This is a genomic window from Danxiaibacter flavus, from assembly GCF_041060425.1.
Lineage (GTDB): Bacteria > Bacteroidota > Bacteroidia > Chitinophagales > Chitinophagaceae > Danxiaibacter > Danxiaibacter flavus.
The window spans coordinates 184,796-200,779 of record NZ_JAULBC010000010.1 but is presented as its reverse complement, the minus strand read 5'-3'; the positions used below and the strand labels follow the sequence as shown (position 1 = coordinate 200,779).

At 41.7% G+C, this 15,984-nt stretch carries 13 protein-coding genes; 6 read left to right on the top strand and 7 right to left on the bottom strand.

Features of this window, described 5'->3' with window-relative positions; genetic code table 11:
* Positions 1–100 precede the first annotated feature (100 nt).
* Positions 101–1,099 (bottom strand): AAA family ATPase, encoded by a 999-nt coding sequence (locus QTN47_RS25205; RefSeq protein WP_369332221.1) that lies wholly within the window; start codon positions 1,097–1,099, stop codon positions 101–103.
* A 246-nt stretch (positions 1,100–1,345) separates the two neighbouring features.
* Here QTN47_RS25205 and QTN47_RS25200 point away from each other — a divergent pair, with 246 nt between their 5' ends.
* Positions 1,346–1,969: a DUF4159 domain-containing protein gene (locus QTN47_RS25200; protein ID WP_369332220.1), complete on the top strand. Its 624-nt coding sequence runs from the start codon at positions 1,346–1,348 to the stop codon at positions 1,967–1,969.
* Positions 1,970–2,056: 87 nt separating this feature from the next.
* Here the strand turns inward: QTN47_RS25200 and QTN47_RS25195 are convergent, their stop codons facing one another.
* Positions 2,057–2,401: a DUF3820 family protein gene (locus QTN47_RS25195; RefSeq protein WP_369332219.1), complete on the bottom strand. Its 345-nt coding sequence runs from the start codon at positions 2,399–2,401 to the stop codon at positions 2,057–2,059.
* Between the two features lie 115 nt (positions 2,402–2,516).
* On the opposite strand from QTN47_RS25195, the gene QTN47_RS25190 reads away from it, so the two are divergent.
* The 4 genes from QTN47_RS25190 (at position 2,517) to QTN47_RS25175 (ending at position 5,274) form a co-directional block, all read left to right on the top strand.
* Entirely contained in the window at positions 2,517–3,482 is a 966-nt protein-coding gene (locus QTN47_RS25190) for a transketolase family protein (protein ID WP_369332218.1), read from the top strand.
* A gap of 81 nt (positions 3,483–3,563) precedes the next feature.
* A complete protein-coding gene (locus tag QTN47_RS25185) occupies positions 3,564–4,109 on the top strand; it encodes an RNA polymerase sigma factor (protein ID WP_369332217.1) in 546 nt (181 codons plus the stop codon).
* A gap of 32 nt (positions 4,110–4,141) precedes the next feature.
* A complete protein-coding gene (locus QTN47_RS25180; protein ID WP_369332216.1) occupies positions 4,142–4,873 on the top strand; it encodes a hypothetical protein in 732 nt (243 codons plus the stop codon).
* A 14-nt stretch (positions 4,874–4,887) separates the two neighbouring features.
* Complete coding sequence (locus tag QTN47_RS25175; RefSeq protein WP_369332215.1) at positions 4,888–5,274, top strand: hypothetical protein; 387 nt, start codon at positions 4,888–4,890, stop codon at positions 5,272–5,274.
* 558 nt (positions 5,275–5,832) lie between these two features.
* Here the strand turns inward: QTN47_RS25175 and QTN47_RS25170 are convergent.
* The 4 genes from QTN47_RS25170 to QTN47_RS25155 all read right to left on the bottom strand — a co-directional run bounded on the left by QTN47_RS25170 (position 5,833) and on the right by QTN47_RS25155 (position 11,584).
* Complete coding sequence (locus QTN47_RS25170; RefSeq protein ID WP_369332214.1) at positions 5,833–6,576, bottom strand: MBL fold metallo-hydrolase; 744 nt, start codon at positions 6,574–6,576, stop codon at positions 5,833–5,835.
* A gap of 231 nt (positions 6,577–6,807) precedes the next feature.
* Entirely contained in the window at positions 6,808–8,154 is a 1,347-nt protein-coding gene (gene rodA / locus QTN47_RS25165) for a rod shape-determining protein RodA (protein ID WP_369332213.1), read from the bottom strand.
* The gene (gene mrdA, locus QTN47_RS25160; RefSeq protein ID WP_369332212.1) at positions 8,154–10,304 is read right to left on the bottom strand and encodes a penicillin-binding protein 2; all 2,151 of its coding nucleotides are present in this window, start codon (positions 10,302–10,304) and stop codon (positions 8,154–8,156) included. Before mrdA ends, rodA begins: the two co-directional genes overlap by 1 nt.
* A 524-nt stretch (positions 10,305–10,828) precedes the next feature.
* Positions 10,829–11,584 (bottom strand): phosphoglycerol geranylgeranyltransferase, encoded by a 756-nt coding sequence (locus QTN47_RS25155; protein ID WP_369332211.1) that lies wholly within the window; start codon positions 11,582–11,584, stop codon positions 10,829–10,831.
* Between the two features lie 473 nt (positions 11,585–12,057).
* On the opposite strand from QTN47_RS25155, the gene QTN47_RS25150 reads away from it, so the two are divergent.
* Positions 12,058–15,408 carry a vitamin B12-dependent ribonucleotide reductase gene (locus QTN47_RS25150; protein ID WP_439100198.1) on the top strand — a complete coding sequence of 1,117 codons (3,351 nt, stop codon included), beginning with the start codon at positions 12,058–12,060 and terminating at the stop codon, positions 15,406–15,408.
* Between the two features lie 128 nt (positions 15,409–15,536).
* Here QTN47_RS25150 and QTN47_RS25145 read toward each other — a convergent pair whose 3' ends face one another.
* Positions 15,537–15,950, bottom strand: a complete 414-nt coding sequence (locus QTN47_RS25145; protein WP_369332210.1) for a DUF1801 domain-containing protein — start codon at positions 15,948–15,950, stop codon at positions 15,537–15,539.
* Positions 15,951–15,984 lie beyond the last annotated feature (34 nt).

The following is a 15,984-nucleotide window of genomic DNA, read 5'->3' as shown; positions in this document are numbered from 1 at the left end:
TATACTGGTTATTAATTTGTTTCCTCTTTTGATCCATTGATCAAATTGTTTTCAATCCTGTCAATCCACTGATCCCATAAATCCTGGTCAAGACCTCCGGTCAAGACAATCCCGGGTTTATCCTAATCGTCGTAAGCAGTTTCTCCGTCACATTATCCGAGCTTATTCCCTCTGCATCCGCTTTAAAATTCATCAATATACGATGTCTTAATACGGGATAGGCCATCGCTTTAATGTCATCCATTGTAACAGAATAACGTCCTTTGAACAATGCACGCGCTTTTGCTGTAAGTATCAACGCTTGTCCGGCACGCGGTCCCGCACCCCATCTTACCCATTCTTTTACATACGCTACCTCGGTTGTATCAGGTCGGGTTGCGCGGATTACATTGGCAACGTATTGAACCAATTCATCACTGATGTTCACATCCCTGACAAGACTTTGCAATTGCTGAATTTCCGCGGCGCCTAAAACAGCTTCCACAACAGCTTTCTTATTACCAGTCGTATTGGATAAGATCGCAGTTTCCTCTTCTGCTGTTGGATAACCAATTTTCACATACAGCAGAAAACGGTCCAATTGTGCCTCTGGTAATGGATAGGTACCAGCCTGTTCGATAGGATTTTGTGTTGCGAGAATGAAGAAAGGTCTGTCTAACGGATATGTCTTGCCGCCGTATGTTATCTCAAATTCCTGCATCGCTTCCAGCAAAGCTGATTGTGTTTTAGGCGGCGTTCTGTTAATTTCATCAGCGAGGATAATGTTGGCGAACAGGGGACCTTTGTTGAATTTAAAAAAACGCTTACCGGTTGCGTGATCCTCCTCCAGGATCTCAGTACCGAGAATGTCGGTAGGCATCAGGTCCGGCGTAAATTGTACCCTTCTAAAGGATAAATGAAGCGCCTGAGCCATTGTTCTCACTAAAAGCGTTTTTGCAAGCCCCGGAACTCCCTCCAGCAAACAATGACCACCAGCCAAAAGGCTCACCAGTATTTCCTCCACTATGTGATCCTGCCCCACAATAACTTTCTGTATCTCTTTTTTTAACCGAGTTAGTTTTTGCAACAGTTCCTGTAAGGATGTTTCGTTTGTGATCAAGATAAGCGGTTTGTGTGTTATTAATTTTTCTCATTACAAACAGGTCATTAAATAGACAACGCCTGATTTTCAAGCCAGAAAATTAAAAATAAACATAACATCTTAAAAAAAATTACACAACCGGTAGGTAAAATAAGGTTTGTAAGCGGCCATCTCTTTATATAAAAAATGATTTCATATGAAGATTAACGGTCGTGCCTTTGTGAAGATGTATAGTTTTATCCGCTTATCTTTATCCAACAGACAATGAGTGCAGCAAAATTTACATTCACAAGATTAAGATACCGTTCCGGCGACTGGGATACAGATCAGCGCATGCCCGCAAATATTCTTAATTCTTTGCTGGAATACACAACAATCCCTATAAATACACAAGAGAATGTGATTGATCTTTCCTCAGATGAAATTTTTTCTTATCCGTTCTGTTATCTGAGTGGACACCGCCTGGTCCAGTTTGATTCAAAAGAAGCCGCCAACTTCAAAAAGTATGTTCAAAATGGTGGATTTGTTTTTGTTGACGACTGTAATCATGATATTGACGGATTGTTCGCGAAATCATTTGAATCGCAAATGGATGCGCTCTTCGGTCCCAAAGCTTTAAAGAAAATTCCGAACAATCACCCCATTTATCATTCCTTCTTTACTTTCGAAAAAGGCCCGCCTAACACTGGATTTGAACTCAACGGATGGGGAGATGACCTGGTGCATGATTATTTAAAAGCTATAGAAATAAATGGCCGCATTGGTGTGCTTTATAGTAATAAAGATTATGGCTGTGAGTGGGACTATGATTTCAGGAACAAACGCTTCCTGGCTGAAGACAACACAAAATTTGGTGTGAATATTATTGTTTACGCGATGACGTGGTAGTTAAAAGCTGTGAGCTATCAGCTATTAGCTGTCAGCAACCAAAACAATAGTTCAGAAATTTTTGACTTTTTAATTTTGATTTTTGAGCTAATACCTTCCTTTCAACGGCTTCAGCAAATCTTCCAAACCATTTAATTTGATCTCATACATAGTCTGTAACAACATGCCCAGTTTTCCCTTTGGAAAGCCTTTGCGTTGAAACCACTCGAGGTATGAGACAGGCAGATTGCAGATGATAGTATCCTTGTATTTTCCGAAAGGCATCTTCATTGTGGTTAACTGAATCAGGCTATTGCCATCAGGTTGCATCAAATCTTCCATTCTTATTATTGAGACGGCAATATTAAAGAAATACGCCGAATGTGTGATCCGGACTTTCCCGAAATATGCAATAACTATTTTCCATAGGCTAAAAGCATTTTTCATTCGCATATTTGCACATTTACCCGTTTGTACATCTATAATTGTCAATTTTACATTTTCAATTATCAAGAATCATTACTTATTTTGCGTACCATTTTAAAAAAATTAAAACAACCAAACGGTAATGCTAAAAGATATTCAAGTACAAAATGAGAAGGAAACCCGTGGCGGTTTTGGTGAGGGTATATACGAAATAGGTAAAAAAAATTCTGATGTAGTAGTTCTTACCGCAGATTTAGCGGGTTCTATGAAACTGGGACCCTTTATCAAGGAATTTCCTGAACGCTTTGTACAGGTTGGCATTGCTGAAGCAAATATGATCGGCATTGCGGCTGGTCTTACCATTGGTGGTAAAATTCCTTATACAACAACTTTCGCGAACTTCAGCACTGGTCGTGTATATGATCAAATTCGCCAGAGTGTGGCGTATAGCGGTAAAAATGTAAAAATCTGCGCCAGCCACGCAGGTCTTACTTTGGGTGAAGATGGTGCAACCCACCAGATCCTGGAAGATATTGGAATGATGAGAATGCTGCCAGGCATGACTGTTATTGTTCCTTGCGATTTTAACCAGACTAAAGCGGCTACTATAGCTATCGCAGAATACGAAGGACCTGTTTACCTGCGTTTCGGCAGACCAAAATGGCCAAATTTCACCAAAGAAGATGGTAGCGATTTCCAGATTGGTAAAGCGCAAGTGTTGAGCGAAGGAACTGATATTTCCATTTTCGCATGTGGTCACCTTGTTTGGAAGGCGATTGAAGCCGGAAGGATCCTTGAAGAGAAAGGCTATAGTGTTGAACTGATCAATATTCATACTATTAAACCGCTGGATAGCGAAGCAATTATCAAGTCACTCAAAAAAACAGGCTGTGCAGTAACATGCGAAGAGCATAACATTCTTGGTGGCTTGGGTGATAGCGTTGCGCATGTGGCTTCACAAAATGTGAATGTGCCTATTGAATACATCGGCACAAAAGACACTTTTGGCGAAAGCGGAACGCCTTCTGAGTTGCTTAAAAAATATGGCCTCGATACACCTAACATTGTTGAGGCTGCTGAAAAAGCAATTGCAAGAAAGAAAAGTTAATACTTTTAACTAGTTTAAACCTATTTGTGAAAAACCCATCATTGTATGGGTTTTTTTATTTTTACTGATTAAACATCCTGCATGCAACCAGACGATAAAGAATTGTTGTATTTATTCCGGCAAGCTGAAACAAAGGAGCAGGCGTTTACTTCCATCGTAAAAAAATACCAGGAAAAATTGTACTGGCACATAAGGAGGATGGTTGTGGATCATGACGATGCAAATGATGTTCTGCAAAACATGTTCATCAAAGTTTGGAACGGACTGGAAAACTTCAGGGAGGATAGTCAATTGTATACATGGTTATACCGGATTGCCACCAATGAAGCCCTCACGTTTTTAGACCAGCAGAAAAAGCGCAGTTCAGTAAGCTTAAGCGATGTAGAAGCTGGTCTTTCTGAAAAAATAAAGGCGGATACGAATTTTGATTCCGCAAGACTGGAATGGAAATTACAACTAGCCATACAACAACTGCCCGAAAAGCAAAGAGTAGTATTTAACCTGCGCTACTACGATGAAATGCCTTACGAAGAAATGAGCAAAATTCTTGATACGAGTGAAGGAGCATTAAAAGCGAGCTATCACCATGCAGCCCGCAAAATTGAAGACTTCATCAAAAATAATTAAACCTTTCTTAACAATTGAGGTCAAAATTTCATATGGAAGATCGAAAAAACATACAGGAAGAATTAAGGGAAATCGCTCCCTTGCTGCAAAACACTCCAAAAACGAATGTTTTTAGAGTGCCTGGTGGATATTTCACTGAGCTTCCTTCCCTGATTTCAGAAAAAACCCATACACTGCAATTTTCAAATACCAGAGTACCATATGCCGCTCCTCACGGATATTTCGATGATTTGCCCGGCATAATCATGAAAAAAATAGCTGAAACAAGTGCTGTTAGTAGCGAAGAGGAGTTGAGCGAAATCGCACCCACGCTGGTAACGATCGGTAGAAAAAATGTATTTTCAGTACCGGACAATTTTTTCAGCGCTCTGGATATCACCCCTTATAATAAAGACGTAGATGAGCCGCAAGCGAGGATTGTTCCTCTAAAAAGACGAAATTGGTATACATATGCCTCTGCGGCAATAATAAGCGGATTAATTTTATTAGGAGGTTTTGCATGGCTAAAGGACAACAATTATCACCACCAGTTTAACAAGGTAAAGAATACGGATATGCAGGCAGCTGTATCTACAATAAGTGATGCAGAAATCTCCCATTTTCTGGACCACCAGGTTGTTATGCCCGAACAGGGCGCCGCTTCCATGGAAGAATTTCATGAGCCGGATGTAAACGAAGTCATCAATAACATGAGCAACCAGGAGATAATGGAATACCTTGATAATAACAAAGAACCAGGCGAGACGGTAGTGACGGATATATAAATTTTAAAAAAAAGATGAAAAAATTATTAATTCTTGCTTATTTATTATGCTTTGCTTATTACCTTTGTGACGCACAGACCCAAGCCCAAAGTAAGGATGAACGCCTTCAGTCCCTTAAAATAGCATACATAACGAAGGAGCTTAATCTTACCGCGGAGGAGGCCAAGCAATTTTGGCCGGTTTACAACAAGTATATTGAGGAATTGAAAAAGGCCAGACATGATCATTCTAATGATGAGATAGCTTTTGAAGAAGAAGTTGTTAATATCAAGAAGAGGTATCGTCCGGATTTTAAGACAATACTGAAGGATGATGACCGGGTTAATAAAACTTTTACGATGGAAAAAAGTTTTAGAGACTTTTTACGAAAAGAACTGCAACAACGGCAGAAAAAACCGTGATCTAATAAACATATTTATCTAAACTTATTTTAAACTCGGTGTTTTTCATAGGTTAGCAACGGCCAGCCCTGTCTAGGGCGGGCCCTGTTTTTTAAGGCCTTTATATAATCCGATTTTGCCAGCAATTCATCTGCAGAATTATCCGCGGTGAATGTTTTATCACTCACTCTTTCGATTTTTCATTTCGCTTTTATTAATGGGCACTATATTCTGCAAAGTTTATCTTGGATCGTCACGTTGTCCGCCGTTGTTGCGTGTGTAAGGATGGAATTGAGTGGGGTACACCAGCAACCAGTCATGCTGTTTGAAACTTCTGCTTCCATTCGGTAGCGTCTACGTGTTGTTGGTACGCTCCGCGCAAAGCCATGCGGCATACCAACCGGCAATCCTTTTAATTTTCGGCGAATTAAATTGACTTGCCTGCGGCAAGTCGACTTTATGCATGCAAGTTCACACTGTCCGCCGTTGTTGCGTGTCTAGGGATGGCTTGAGCGGAGCATACCAACAACAAGTTATGCGGCTTGAAATTGATGATTCTCCCGGAAAGTGGTTATATTTTTACTGGTTAACAGCCATCGGCGTCTTTACATCATGATAGAACAAAAACTTCCAGCCTTCTTTTTTCCCTTCTTCCCACCACTGCTGGCGCAAATGCATGCATTTTTTGCCGTCGTAATCATACTTAGCAACGAACTTGCTTTTCATTTGCTGTAATTGGGGAGCATCGTCACCACCAAAGAAAATCGTCTCATTCCCTTCCCTTATCCAGAAAACCTGGTGAAAACGGCTATGTGCAGCTGTCAGTTCATACGTAATGTAATCATCTATCGTCCCTTTATCTTCTGTAAGAAAAACAACATTTGGACTACCTTCCAATACAGACAGTTCTTCCGCCATATAAGATGGGAAACCAATTTCTAAGGCAGAATCCAGTTCTCTTTTTTGAACATAATAAGTTGCATCGGGAAAAGAAAGATGATAGTTACCCAGGTTATCTTTTTTACTAACCCCACCCGCGTGATCCTTATGCAAATGGCTCATCAGCACTTTTGTAACAGACTGTGGATCAATGCCATTCGCCAGCAGGTTAGTGAACAGTTGCAGTTTCCCGTTCTTTGAGAAACCTAGTCCCGCATCAATCAGCAACACATCTTTTTCCGTTTTCACCACAAAAGGCTGTACTTCTACCAGCAAACTGCCGGTGGATCTTGCCTGTAAATGATCGTTATCAGTATCAAAGGGAACAAAAACTTTAGACTTATCTACCGTAAAAGAACCTTCGGACAGAGGAATTATTTGCATGGCGCAAAGATAGGGTATCGGGGGTGAGGTTTGAGAGTGAAGGTGTCAGGTTTCAGGTTTCAGGTTTCAGGCGTAAGGCGTAAAGCGTAAGGCGTAAGGCGTAAGGCGTAAGGGGAACCCAACTAGTGAAACAATATTGTTAAGGATAGTATTTTCTCTTTGCAAATCTTTTGTTTCACAAATTCCCTACCTGACACCTGACACCTGATACCTGATACCTTTTATCGTACATTATCTCAACACCATCTGCCGGTCCGCATCCAATCTTACCATTATAAATATTAAAATTGTAAAGGTCAGCAAGGATGAGCCGCCGTAACTGATCAGCGGCAGCGGAATACCAATAATCGGGAATAAACCGATCGTCATACATACATTTATCGCGATATGAAGGAAGATAATGCTGGCAACGCTGTAGGCATATACGCGGCTGAATGTACTTCGCTGTCGTTCTGCAATAACTACAATCCGCAACAGCAACAACGCATAGATACCAAGAAAGATCACGCATCCGGTAAATCCGAACGCTTCACCAAGTGATGTAAAAATAAAGTCAGTATGTTGCTCCGGCACGTATTTACCTCTTGTTTGGGTGCCCTTTAAAAAACCCCTGCCCATAATACCGCCTGAGCCGATAGCAATTTTACTTTGGCGCACATTATAATCATCTGGCTTCTTGGCTACTTTATCCCGCTCACTCATCTTCTGCGCACTTTTGTTCAGGCTGCAGTCATAATCTTTACCCACCATGCTATAGATACGTTGACTTTGGTAGCAGTGTAGCACGTTGTTAAAAATATACGGAACTGCGAAACGCTGAATGCCCACGCAGCCTACCCACAACAGCAGTACAACTATTAACACACCCTTATCCCGCTTTATACTACGTCGTAAAAAGTATATAACCGCACCCGCTATTAAAGTAAGAATAATGGCAAGAAGGTTAGGCTCCATAACCAGTGTTGCTACTACCAGCACACCGAACGAAAACCCTACAACCAGTATGGTTCCGGGCAATCCTTCGCGATACATTACAATAAAAAAACTGGCGTATACCAACGCAAGGCCGGTTTCATTTTGTAAAATGGACAAAAGTGCAGGACTAAGCGCAATAGCTGTAGCTATTGCATGAGATTTAAGCTTGGTAAAATCAGTATCTAATTGCGACAGATACTTACCAAGTGCAAGCGCAGTAAAAATCTTACACAGTTCAGCAGGTTGCAGGTTAAAGCCTCCGCCTAATGGAATCCAGCTTTTAGAACCATTGATATTTTTCCCTATTACAAAAGTTGCCAGCATCAGCAATATGCCAAACGCATATAACAAATTGGCAAAAGCCGTGTATAACTTGCTGTCGCTTAACAATATAAAAGTTGCCACTACGACACACACGCCAGCAAATATCAACTGCTTGCTGTAGTTTGTCTTTCCGCTGAAAAATGAAGACAGCCAGTCTGTATCAGGTTTGTATTCCACCATGAAAATGCACATTATGCCAATAGAAACCAGTATAGCATATATGCCTACGATAAGCCAGTCAATTCCCTCTGATATAGATTTATTCTGATACGTCGCCATTAAACTCTTTTGTAGTTACGGTTGTTATTTCGCTCCTCATTATTAGGCAGAACAGCCTCCTGTTTTAGTGTATTTTGCTTCCTGGGCGCCTTTTTTACCGGTGTTGAACTCTTTTTAGGAGTTGTTGTCTTAGCAGGCGGAGCAGTATCCGGTTTCACTGGAGCCGGATTTGCTTCAAATTCGGAAGGCTCGCTCTCGCCGGTGCCGGCAGAATCTTTTACAGCTTCCTGCTCCTGCAACAATCGTAAAGCCTCTTTTACTTTTTTGAGAGAATCCTGTGTAGCCATCGCCCTCAGCATTTTTGCCGGAATGAGATTCAGCTTTGTTACACGATCAACTTCCGCTTTTCTTGCCGGATCCGTAATTGAATCTTTCAGATATTTTTCAATCAACAGGCTGGCTATCGGGGCCGCAGAACTAGCGCCAAAACCTGCATTTTCACACATCACCGCTATGGCAATACGCGGGTTATCGCGTGGAGCAAAAGCGCCAAAGAAGGCGTGATCTTTCTGTTTTACACCGTGATCATAGTTTTCAACCGTACCCGTTTTGCCGCAAACCACAATACCCGGCACCTGGGCCGCAGCGCCGGTACCATATTCCATTACACCCTGCATGCCGTTGTGTACGGCTTCAAAATAAGAGGGCGAAATATTCTCCGTTTGGTGCTTCACTCTGTAAGGAGACAACATATCAAACTTATCTCCACCTTCAATACTATCTACAAGATGCGGTGTGTAATACCAACCCTTATTTGCAATAGTCGCCATCACGTTCGCCAGCTGTGTAATGGTAGTTAAAACCTCACCCTGTCCGATCGCGTTAGAAATACAATTGCAACTCACCCATCGTGAACCATATCTTTTTTCATACAGGGACGAAAGCGGAATATTACCTTTTCGTTCAGAGGGCATATCTATTCCCAGACGATTACCCAGCCCAAACGAATACGCATATTTATTAAACACTTTTAGTGCACTGTCTGCGTTACCATAACGTCCCTGATCCAGTAATCTTTTATAAACCGTAGCAAAATAACTGTTATCACTATGAGCGATGGCACTTGTTAAGTTGAATGTTCCTTTATCAAGGCATTTGGGTTTGCCGTTTCCGCAACCAGGGAAGTAGCCATTACAGGTAATGGTAAAATTCTTGTCGATAACACCTTCAGCCAAACCGATTACACCAACCACTGTTTTAAAGGTTGAACCAGGCGAATAAGTTGAACCCAACGCGCGATTTACCAATGGCGTACGGGGATCTACATATAATGAGGAAAAGTGCTTTCTTCTGTCAGGCCCTGTCAAATAATTCGGATTATAAGTCGGACTGCTTATCATGCAGAGAATGCCACCGGTTCTTGGGTCAATAGCAACTATGGTGCCCACTTTATTTGTCATCAACTCCTCACCTAATTGCTGCAACTCAACATCCAGGCTCAGGTGAAGACTTTTACCGGCCGTGGCCATCGTATCATATTGTCCGCCCTGGAAAGATCCCTGTATCCTTCCTTTATTATCTCTTAAATACTGTTTCACACCACGTGTTCCCATCAGCACTTTTTCGTACTGCCGTTCAAGGCCGGTCATGCCGGTATAATCGCCCATTTCATAGCCTTCCTCCCTGTGCTTACGCAGAAAGCCAGTGTCAACTTCGGCAAGATAACCAAGCACATTAGCTGCTGTGTTGAAAGGATAATTACGGACAGGACGTTCTGCAAGAACAAAACCGGGAAATTTATACATATTCTCATTAAGGCGGGCATATAACTCCGGCGTTAACAGGGGTTCAAAAACGCTGGATTTATAGCGGGAATTTTTAATGATGGCAGTTAACACCCTTTTCCTGAATTCAGACGTATCAATTCCTAAAATACTGCATAACGCAAGTGTATCTGTTTGTTTTATCTCCGAAGGTGTGATCACAAGATCATACATGATCGTATTTTCAAGAATTGCACGTCCCTGCCTGTCGTAGATAATTCCACGATCAGGATACATGACTTTGCGGAACAATGCATTGCTTTCTGCCTGGAGTTTATATTTGGAAGAAAAAACCTGGAGATTCAATAATTGCCCGATAATTACCAGCAAAATGGTGATAAATATGATCTGAATAACCCTGCTACGGGATTGATTGTACACAGACATGTTAGATACTAAGACTGTTTTATCTTATTTACAAAATTGGCGATTGTACAAACATAAAGCCTGCCAGACATTTAAAATTTTTTGTTGAAATTTAATGGAGGGAGAGAAGGTTAATAACATCTTGGAAAGCATAAAGCCTAAAGCCCAAAGCTTAAAACTCAACCATCTTACCTGGTGATTTAAGTGAATCGATAATAAATTATCGTACCAATAGGTTTTCCTTGCATTGAAAGTGGTTGCACTCAAGCCTAAGTAGGATGAATATTAACCAACAAAAAGACGAAAATCAACAATGTTCGATGAAACAAGCTGAGCGCTTAAAGCCTAAAGCTTAAAACTCATTTGTCTGGCCCAATGGTTTTCGGGCAAAGATGAATTTATTCCTTCCTAAAGATCTCCATTGCTATTACCTTAAGGACACTAAATAGAACCTCAGCAAAAAGACGAAAATCAATAATGTTCGATGAAACAAGCTTTAAGCTTTGGGCTTTAGGCTTTAAGCTTTACTCAATAAGGCTTTAAGCTTACAAAGACACTGGCACAGAATGGATCGCATCACTCATTTCTTTAATGAGAGAAAGATCTTTCTCGATTGCGTTGCCTATCACAATTACATCGGCACCGGCTTTTCCGTTGCGGTAAGCCTTTTCCGGGTCTGTAATACCGCCACCTACAATTAAAGGAGCTTCAATGTGTTTGGCTACGCGTTCAATCATTCCTTCAGAGATCGGCTTTTTGGCGCCACTGCCTGCGTCCATGTAAATCAGCTTCATGCCCAGCATTTCACCGGCCATGGCCGTGCACATTGCGATATCGTTTTTGTCAGAAGGTATAGGAGATGCATTTGAAATATAGGAAACCGTAGTTGGTGCTCCACCATCAATAACCATGTAGCCGGTTGGCATAATTTCCAGTCCGCTTTGCCTTACAAAAGGCGCACTGATCACATGCTGCCCGATCAACAATTCCGGATTGCGGCCGGAGATCAATGATAAATATAGCAGCGCGTCAGCATATTTGCTAACCTGGGAAGGGGCGCCGGGGAAAAGTATAACCGGAATATTGCAGCTGGCTTTCAGCTGCTGTATGCATTCATCAAGATTATCTGCAATAACAAGACTTCCGCCCACAAATAAGTAATCCACATTGGCTGCCACAGAAAGCGAAGCCAATTGTTCTATTGAAGAGGAATTTACCTTATCAGGATCAATTAACACCGCAAACGATTTTCGTCCCAGCTTTTTTCTTTCCGTAAGTTCTTGATATAACGCGTTCTTCATGCTTAATGGATGGGTGCCTGTTATTTGCAAAAATGCAAAAAAGTTTTCTGTTTCAGACGTTTATTTTTTAATATGTTATAAAATCTTTCCTACCGGGTTAAAACTCACAGGCAGTTATATTGTTACGGCAGCAATTTGAAAGACTATAAACATGCATTATTTAAACATCAAAATTCATGCAATTGTTGCAATGGCCCGGTTGTTGCGCGCTGGTAATTCCGTATATTTACACCGTACATAAATATTAGGTTTTCAACCTTTATTTTAAAAAAATCTTATCCTCATTCTGTGAATATTGACTGAAAAGCAGTACTAGTTTGGTCTCACAGAAAGTTCAAATTCCTTATCCACAGTTTGTGCATATTTCAACATTTGTTTTTTCGAAAAGGCAAGATATTTTCGTCAACCGTACCAACTAAAGGGGGTGGAATTTTAATAAAAAAATCCAATCACAACATAAACATTTTCCTCATATGGCGAAGCAACAACCCAGGAAAGGCCTGACCTTTCAACGTCGGTTTACAAAAGAGGGTACCAGCCCATTTGACTTATTTGTCTATGATTACCGCACCAGTGTGATCAGAAATCCTAACGGAGAAGTTGTATTTGAAATGAAAAATGTGGAGGTTCCAGCTCAATGGAGCCAGATTGCAACTGATATTCTTGCTCAAAAGTACTTCCGCAAGGCTGGCGTTCCCCAGCCGGATGGTAGCCTTGGACGTGAAACTTCCGTTAAGCAGGTAGCACACCGTATGGCTAATTGCTGGAAAGAATGGGGACAACGTTATAATTATTTTGCATCTGAAAAAGATGCTACTGTTTTTTACGATGAGCTTGTTTACAGCATTCTTAACCAGGCTTGCGTTCCCAACAGCCCACAATGGTTTAACACAGGGTTGCACTCCAGCTACGGCATAACAGGAAAACCTCAGGGTCACTATTATGTTGATCCCATAGATGGTCAGCTGAAAAAATCTCAAAATGCGTACGAGCGCCCTCAGCCGCATGCTTGCTTCATATTAAGTGTCGGTGATGATCTGGTAAATGAAGGTGGTATTATGGACCTTTGGGTTCGTGAAGCGAGGATTTTCAAATATGGATCTGGCGTTGGAACAAACTTTTCTCAGATTCGCGGTGAAGGTGAAAGACTAAGTGGAGGTGGAACATCCAGCGGATTGATGAGCTTCCTTAAAATTGGTGACCGTTCTGCCGGCGCTATAAAATCAGGCGGAACTACCCGTCGCGCTGCTAAAATGGTGTGCCTGGATCTGGATCACCCGGAGATCATGAAATTCATCAATTGGAAAGTCGAAGAAGAGAAGAAAGTTGGTGCATTGATCAATGCTGGCTATGATAGCCATTATGAAGGTGAAGCTTACCTGACTGTTTCCGGTCAGAATTCTAATAACTCTGTTCGTATTCCGAATAAATTCTTCGACAAACTTCAGAATAATGAAGATTGGGAATTAACTGCCCGTACTGACGGACATGTAATGAAGAAAATTCCGGCCCGCGAAGTATGGAACCAGATTGCATACGCTGCATGGCGTTGTGCAGATCCCGGAACGCAATACGACACTACCATCAATGAATGGCACACTTGTCCCCAGGGTGGACGCATTAACGCATCTAACCCTTGTAGCGAGTACATGTTCCTGGACAACACGGCATGTAACCTGGCAAGTGCCAACCTGATGAAATTCTTCGATACTGAGAAAAATGTATTTGATATTGAAGGTTTTGAATACACCTGCCGCTTATGGACAGTAGTATTGGAAATCTCTGTGTTGATGGCTCAGTTCCCTTCCCAGGACGTTGCTCAATTATCATATGATTACAGAACGCTTGGCTTAGGTTTTGCCAACCTGGGCACTGTATTAATGGTGAGCGGTATTCCTTATGACAGCGAAGAAGCAAGAGGTATTGCCGGCGCAATCAGTGCGGTAATGACTGGTGTTGCGTACAAGACTTCAGCTGAAATGGCTGAAATACTGGGTGCCTTCTCTAAATATGAAGAGAACAAAGAAGACATGCTGCGTGTAATGCGCAACCACCGTGCTGCGGCTTATGATGCAAGCGAAGCTTATGAAGGATTGAGCGTTAAACCTGTTGGTATCAACGCAAAATATTGTCCTGAAGATCTTCTGAAGGCTGCAACAAAAGCATGGGATGACGCAGTTCAGCTTGGTGAAAAATTCGGTTACCGCAACGCACAGACAACTGTGATCGCTCCAACAGGAACTATAGGTCTTGTAATGGATTGTGATACAACGGGTGTTGAACCTGACTTTGCACTGGTTAAATTCAAAAAATTAGCTGGTGGCGGTTATTTTAAGATCATTAACCAGAGTGTTCCTACAGCGCTGAAAAACCTGGGTTATTCTGAAAAAGAAATCGACGGCATAGTTAAATATGCAGTAGGTGCCGCTTCTTTTGAAGGCGCTCCATTTATTAATCCACAGACATTAAGTGAGAAAGGCTTTATTGCTGATGAAGTTAAAAAACTGAATGATGCAGCTAAGAGCGCTTTTGAAATCGGTTTTGTATTCAATAAATTCACTTTAGGTGAAGCCTGCCTGGAAAGATTGGGCTTTACCGCTGAACAATACAACGATTGGAGCTTTAATCTTCTTGAAGCTTTAGGATTTACTGACGAACAGATAGACGCTGCAAACGATTATGTATGCGGTACTATGACTGTCGAAGGTGCTCCGTTCCTGAAAAAAGAACACTTACCGGTGTTTGATTGCGCAAATAAATGCGGCAAAAAAGGTCAGCGCTTTATCCATGCGCACGGTCACATCAAAATGATGGCTGCTTGTCAACCATTCCTGAGTGGAGCTATTTCAAAAACAATCAATCTTCCACACGAGGCTACTGTTGAAGAAATAGCTGATTCTTACATGTTGAGCTGGCAGTTGGGTCTTAAAGCCTGTGCTTTGTACCGCGATGGTTCTAAACTGAGCCAGCCGCTGAGCAATAAATCTGACAAGAAAAAGAAAACCGGCGAAGGCAAAGAAGAAGAGGAAACAGAAAAAGCAGCAGCACAACCGGAATCAAATATTGTAGACCTGAGCAAATTGTCCGTTGAAGAGTTGCTTGAAGAAGTAACCAAACGCATGCAGGCTTCTACAGATACTAAATTAAAAAGAGAGCTTTCACGCATCGTTGAAAGAAAGACGCTTCCACGCAAACGTAAAGGCTTTACACAAAAAGCAAAAGTTGGCGGACAGGTGATCTTCCTGCACACGGGTGAATATAGCGACGGAACCTTAGGCGAAATCTTTATTGACCTTGCAAAAGAAGGATCTACCTTACGCAGCCTGATGAACTGTTTTGCGATAGCTGTATCTGTTGGTTTACAGTACGGTGTTCCGTTAGAAGAGTTTGTAGAAAAATTTGTGTTCACCAAGTTTGAACCAGCCGGAATGGTAGACCATCCGAATATCAAAACAACAACATCGCTTGTAGATTTTGTGTTCCGTTCACTGGCGTATGATTACCTGAACAGAACAGATCTGGTGCATGTTATAGATAAACCTACGGTTGAGAACAATGGAGACGACGAAGGTGACGTTACATTGTTAGGCAAACCTGAATTAAGCAGTGTACGTGTGGTTGGTTCTGCCAACAATGCTGCCGCACAGCCTCAGAAAGCACAGAAGGCTGCCGTAAAAGCAGAAGTTGGATTAGATGCAGTGAATGCTGCAGCGAAAAACATGCAGAGTGATGCCCCAACATGTAATGTGTGCGGTCACATCACCATTCGCAGCGGTACCTGTTACAAATGTTTGAATTGCGGCAACAGCATGGGTTGTTCGTAAAATTCGTAGAGACGTAGCAGTGCTACGTCTCTACCATTAAAACGCGGATTTTTTTTGATTATACAAAGGTCCCTGGCGAAAGCCGGGGATCTTTGTTTGCGGGGGTAAATAAATGGACCGATTACAAATCATTTTTCAACCATTTTCAACCATTCCTTTATAACACCCTTCAACCTTTCTTTTTTAGATTGAACATCCTTTACATCGGTAAATACAATCGTTCTTCTTCCATCTTTGTAATCACCTTCCAGCAGACCCGATTGATCATTTACCTTGGCGCCGCTGGGCAGCACAAGCATTATTCTTCCTTTAAAAAGATTAAAAACAGCTATTTCCCTTTTGTATTCTTTCGGATCAAAAGGTTGCATCTTACCTGTATAATAAAAGCTCGGGTTGTTCCATTTGATTCGCTCTCCTATTTCTTTATCAACGCTTAAAATAATCTCACGGACCGATTGTACAACTTCTTTTATTTCGGGCTCCAGTTTGGAGATATGATCAGCAACCTGTTCAGCATCGGATGGTTTGACAGATTTGGCCATGAAAATTGATTAAAGTAGAGACGCGATGCATCGC

Coding starts and splice junctions, on each gene's coding strand:
- QTN47_RS25150 (WP_439100198.1), top strand. CDS start 12,058: ATGGCGAAGCAACAACCCAGGAAAGGCCTGACCTTTCAACGTCGGTTT.
- rodA (WP_369332213.1), bottom strand. CDS start 8,154: ATGGCGACGTATCAGAATAAATCTATATCAGAGGGAATTGACTGGCTT.
- QTN47_RS25155 (WP_369332211.1), bottom strand. CDS start 11,584: ATGAAGAACGCGTTATATCAAGAACTTACGGAAAGAAAAAAGCTGGGA.
- QTN47_RS25145 (WP_369332210.1), bottom strand. CDS start 15,950: ATGGCCAAATCTGTCAAACCATCCGATGCTGAACAGGTTGCTGATCAT.
- QTN47_RS25200 (WP_369332220.1), top strand. CDS start 1,346: ATGAGTGCAGCAAAATTTACATTCACAAGATTAAGATACCGTTCCGGC.
- QTN47_RS25190 (WP_369332218.1), top strand. CDS start 2,517: ATGCTAAAAGATATTCAAGTACAAAATGAGAAGGAAACCCGTGGCGGT.
- QTN47_RS25185 (WP_369332217.1), top strand. CDS start 3,564: ATGCAACCAGACGATAAAGAATTGTTGTATTTATTCCGGCAAGCTGAA.
- mrdA (WP_369332212.1), bottom strand. CDS start 10,304: ATGTCTGTGTACAATCAATCCCGTAGCAGGGTTATTCAGATCATATTT.
- QTN47_RS25175 (WP_369332215.1), top strand. CDS start 4,888: ATGAAAAAATTATTAATTCTTGCTTATTTATTATGCTTTGCTTATTAC.
- QTN47_RS25195 (WP_369332219.1), bottom strand. CDS start 2,401: ATGCGAATGAAAAATGCTTTTAGCCTATGGAAAATAGTTATTGCATAT.
- QTN47_RS25180 (WP_369332216.1), top strand. CDS start 4,142: ATGGAAGATCGAAAAAACATACAGGAAGAATTAAGGGAAATCGCTCCC.
- QTN47_RS25170 (WP_369332214.1), bottom strand. CDS start 6,576: ATGCAAATAATTCCTCTGTCCGAAGGTTCTTTTACGGTAGATAAGTCT.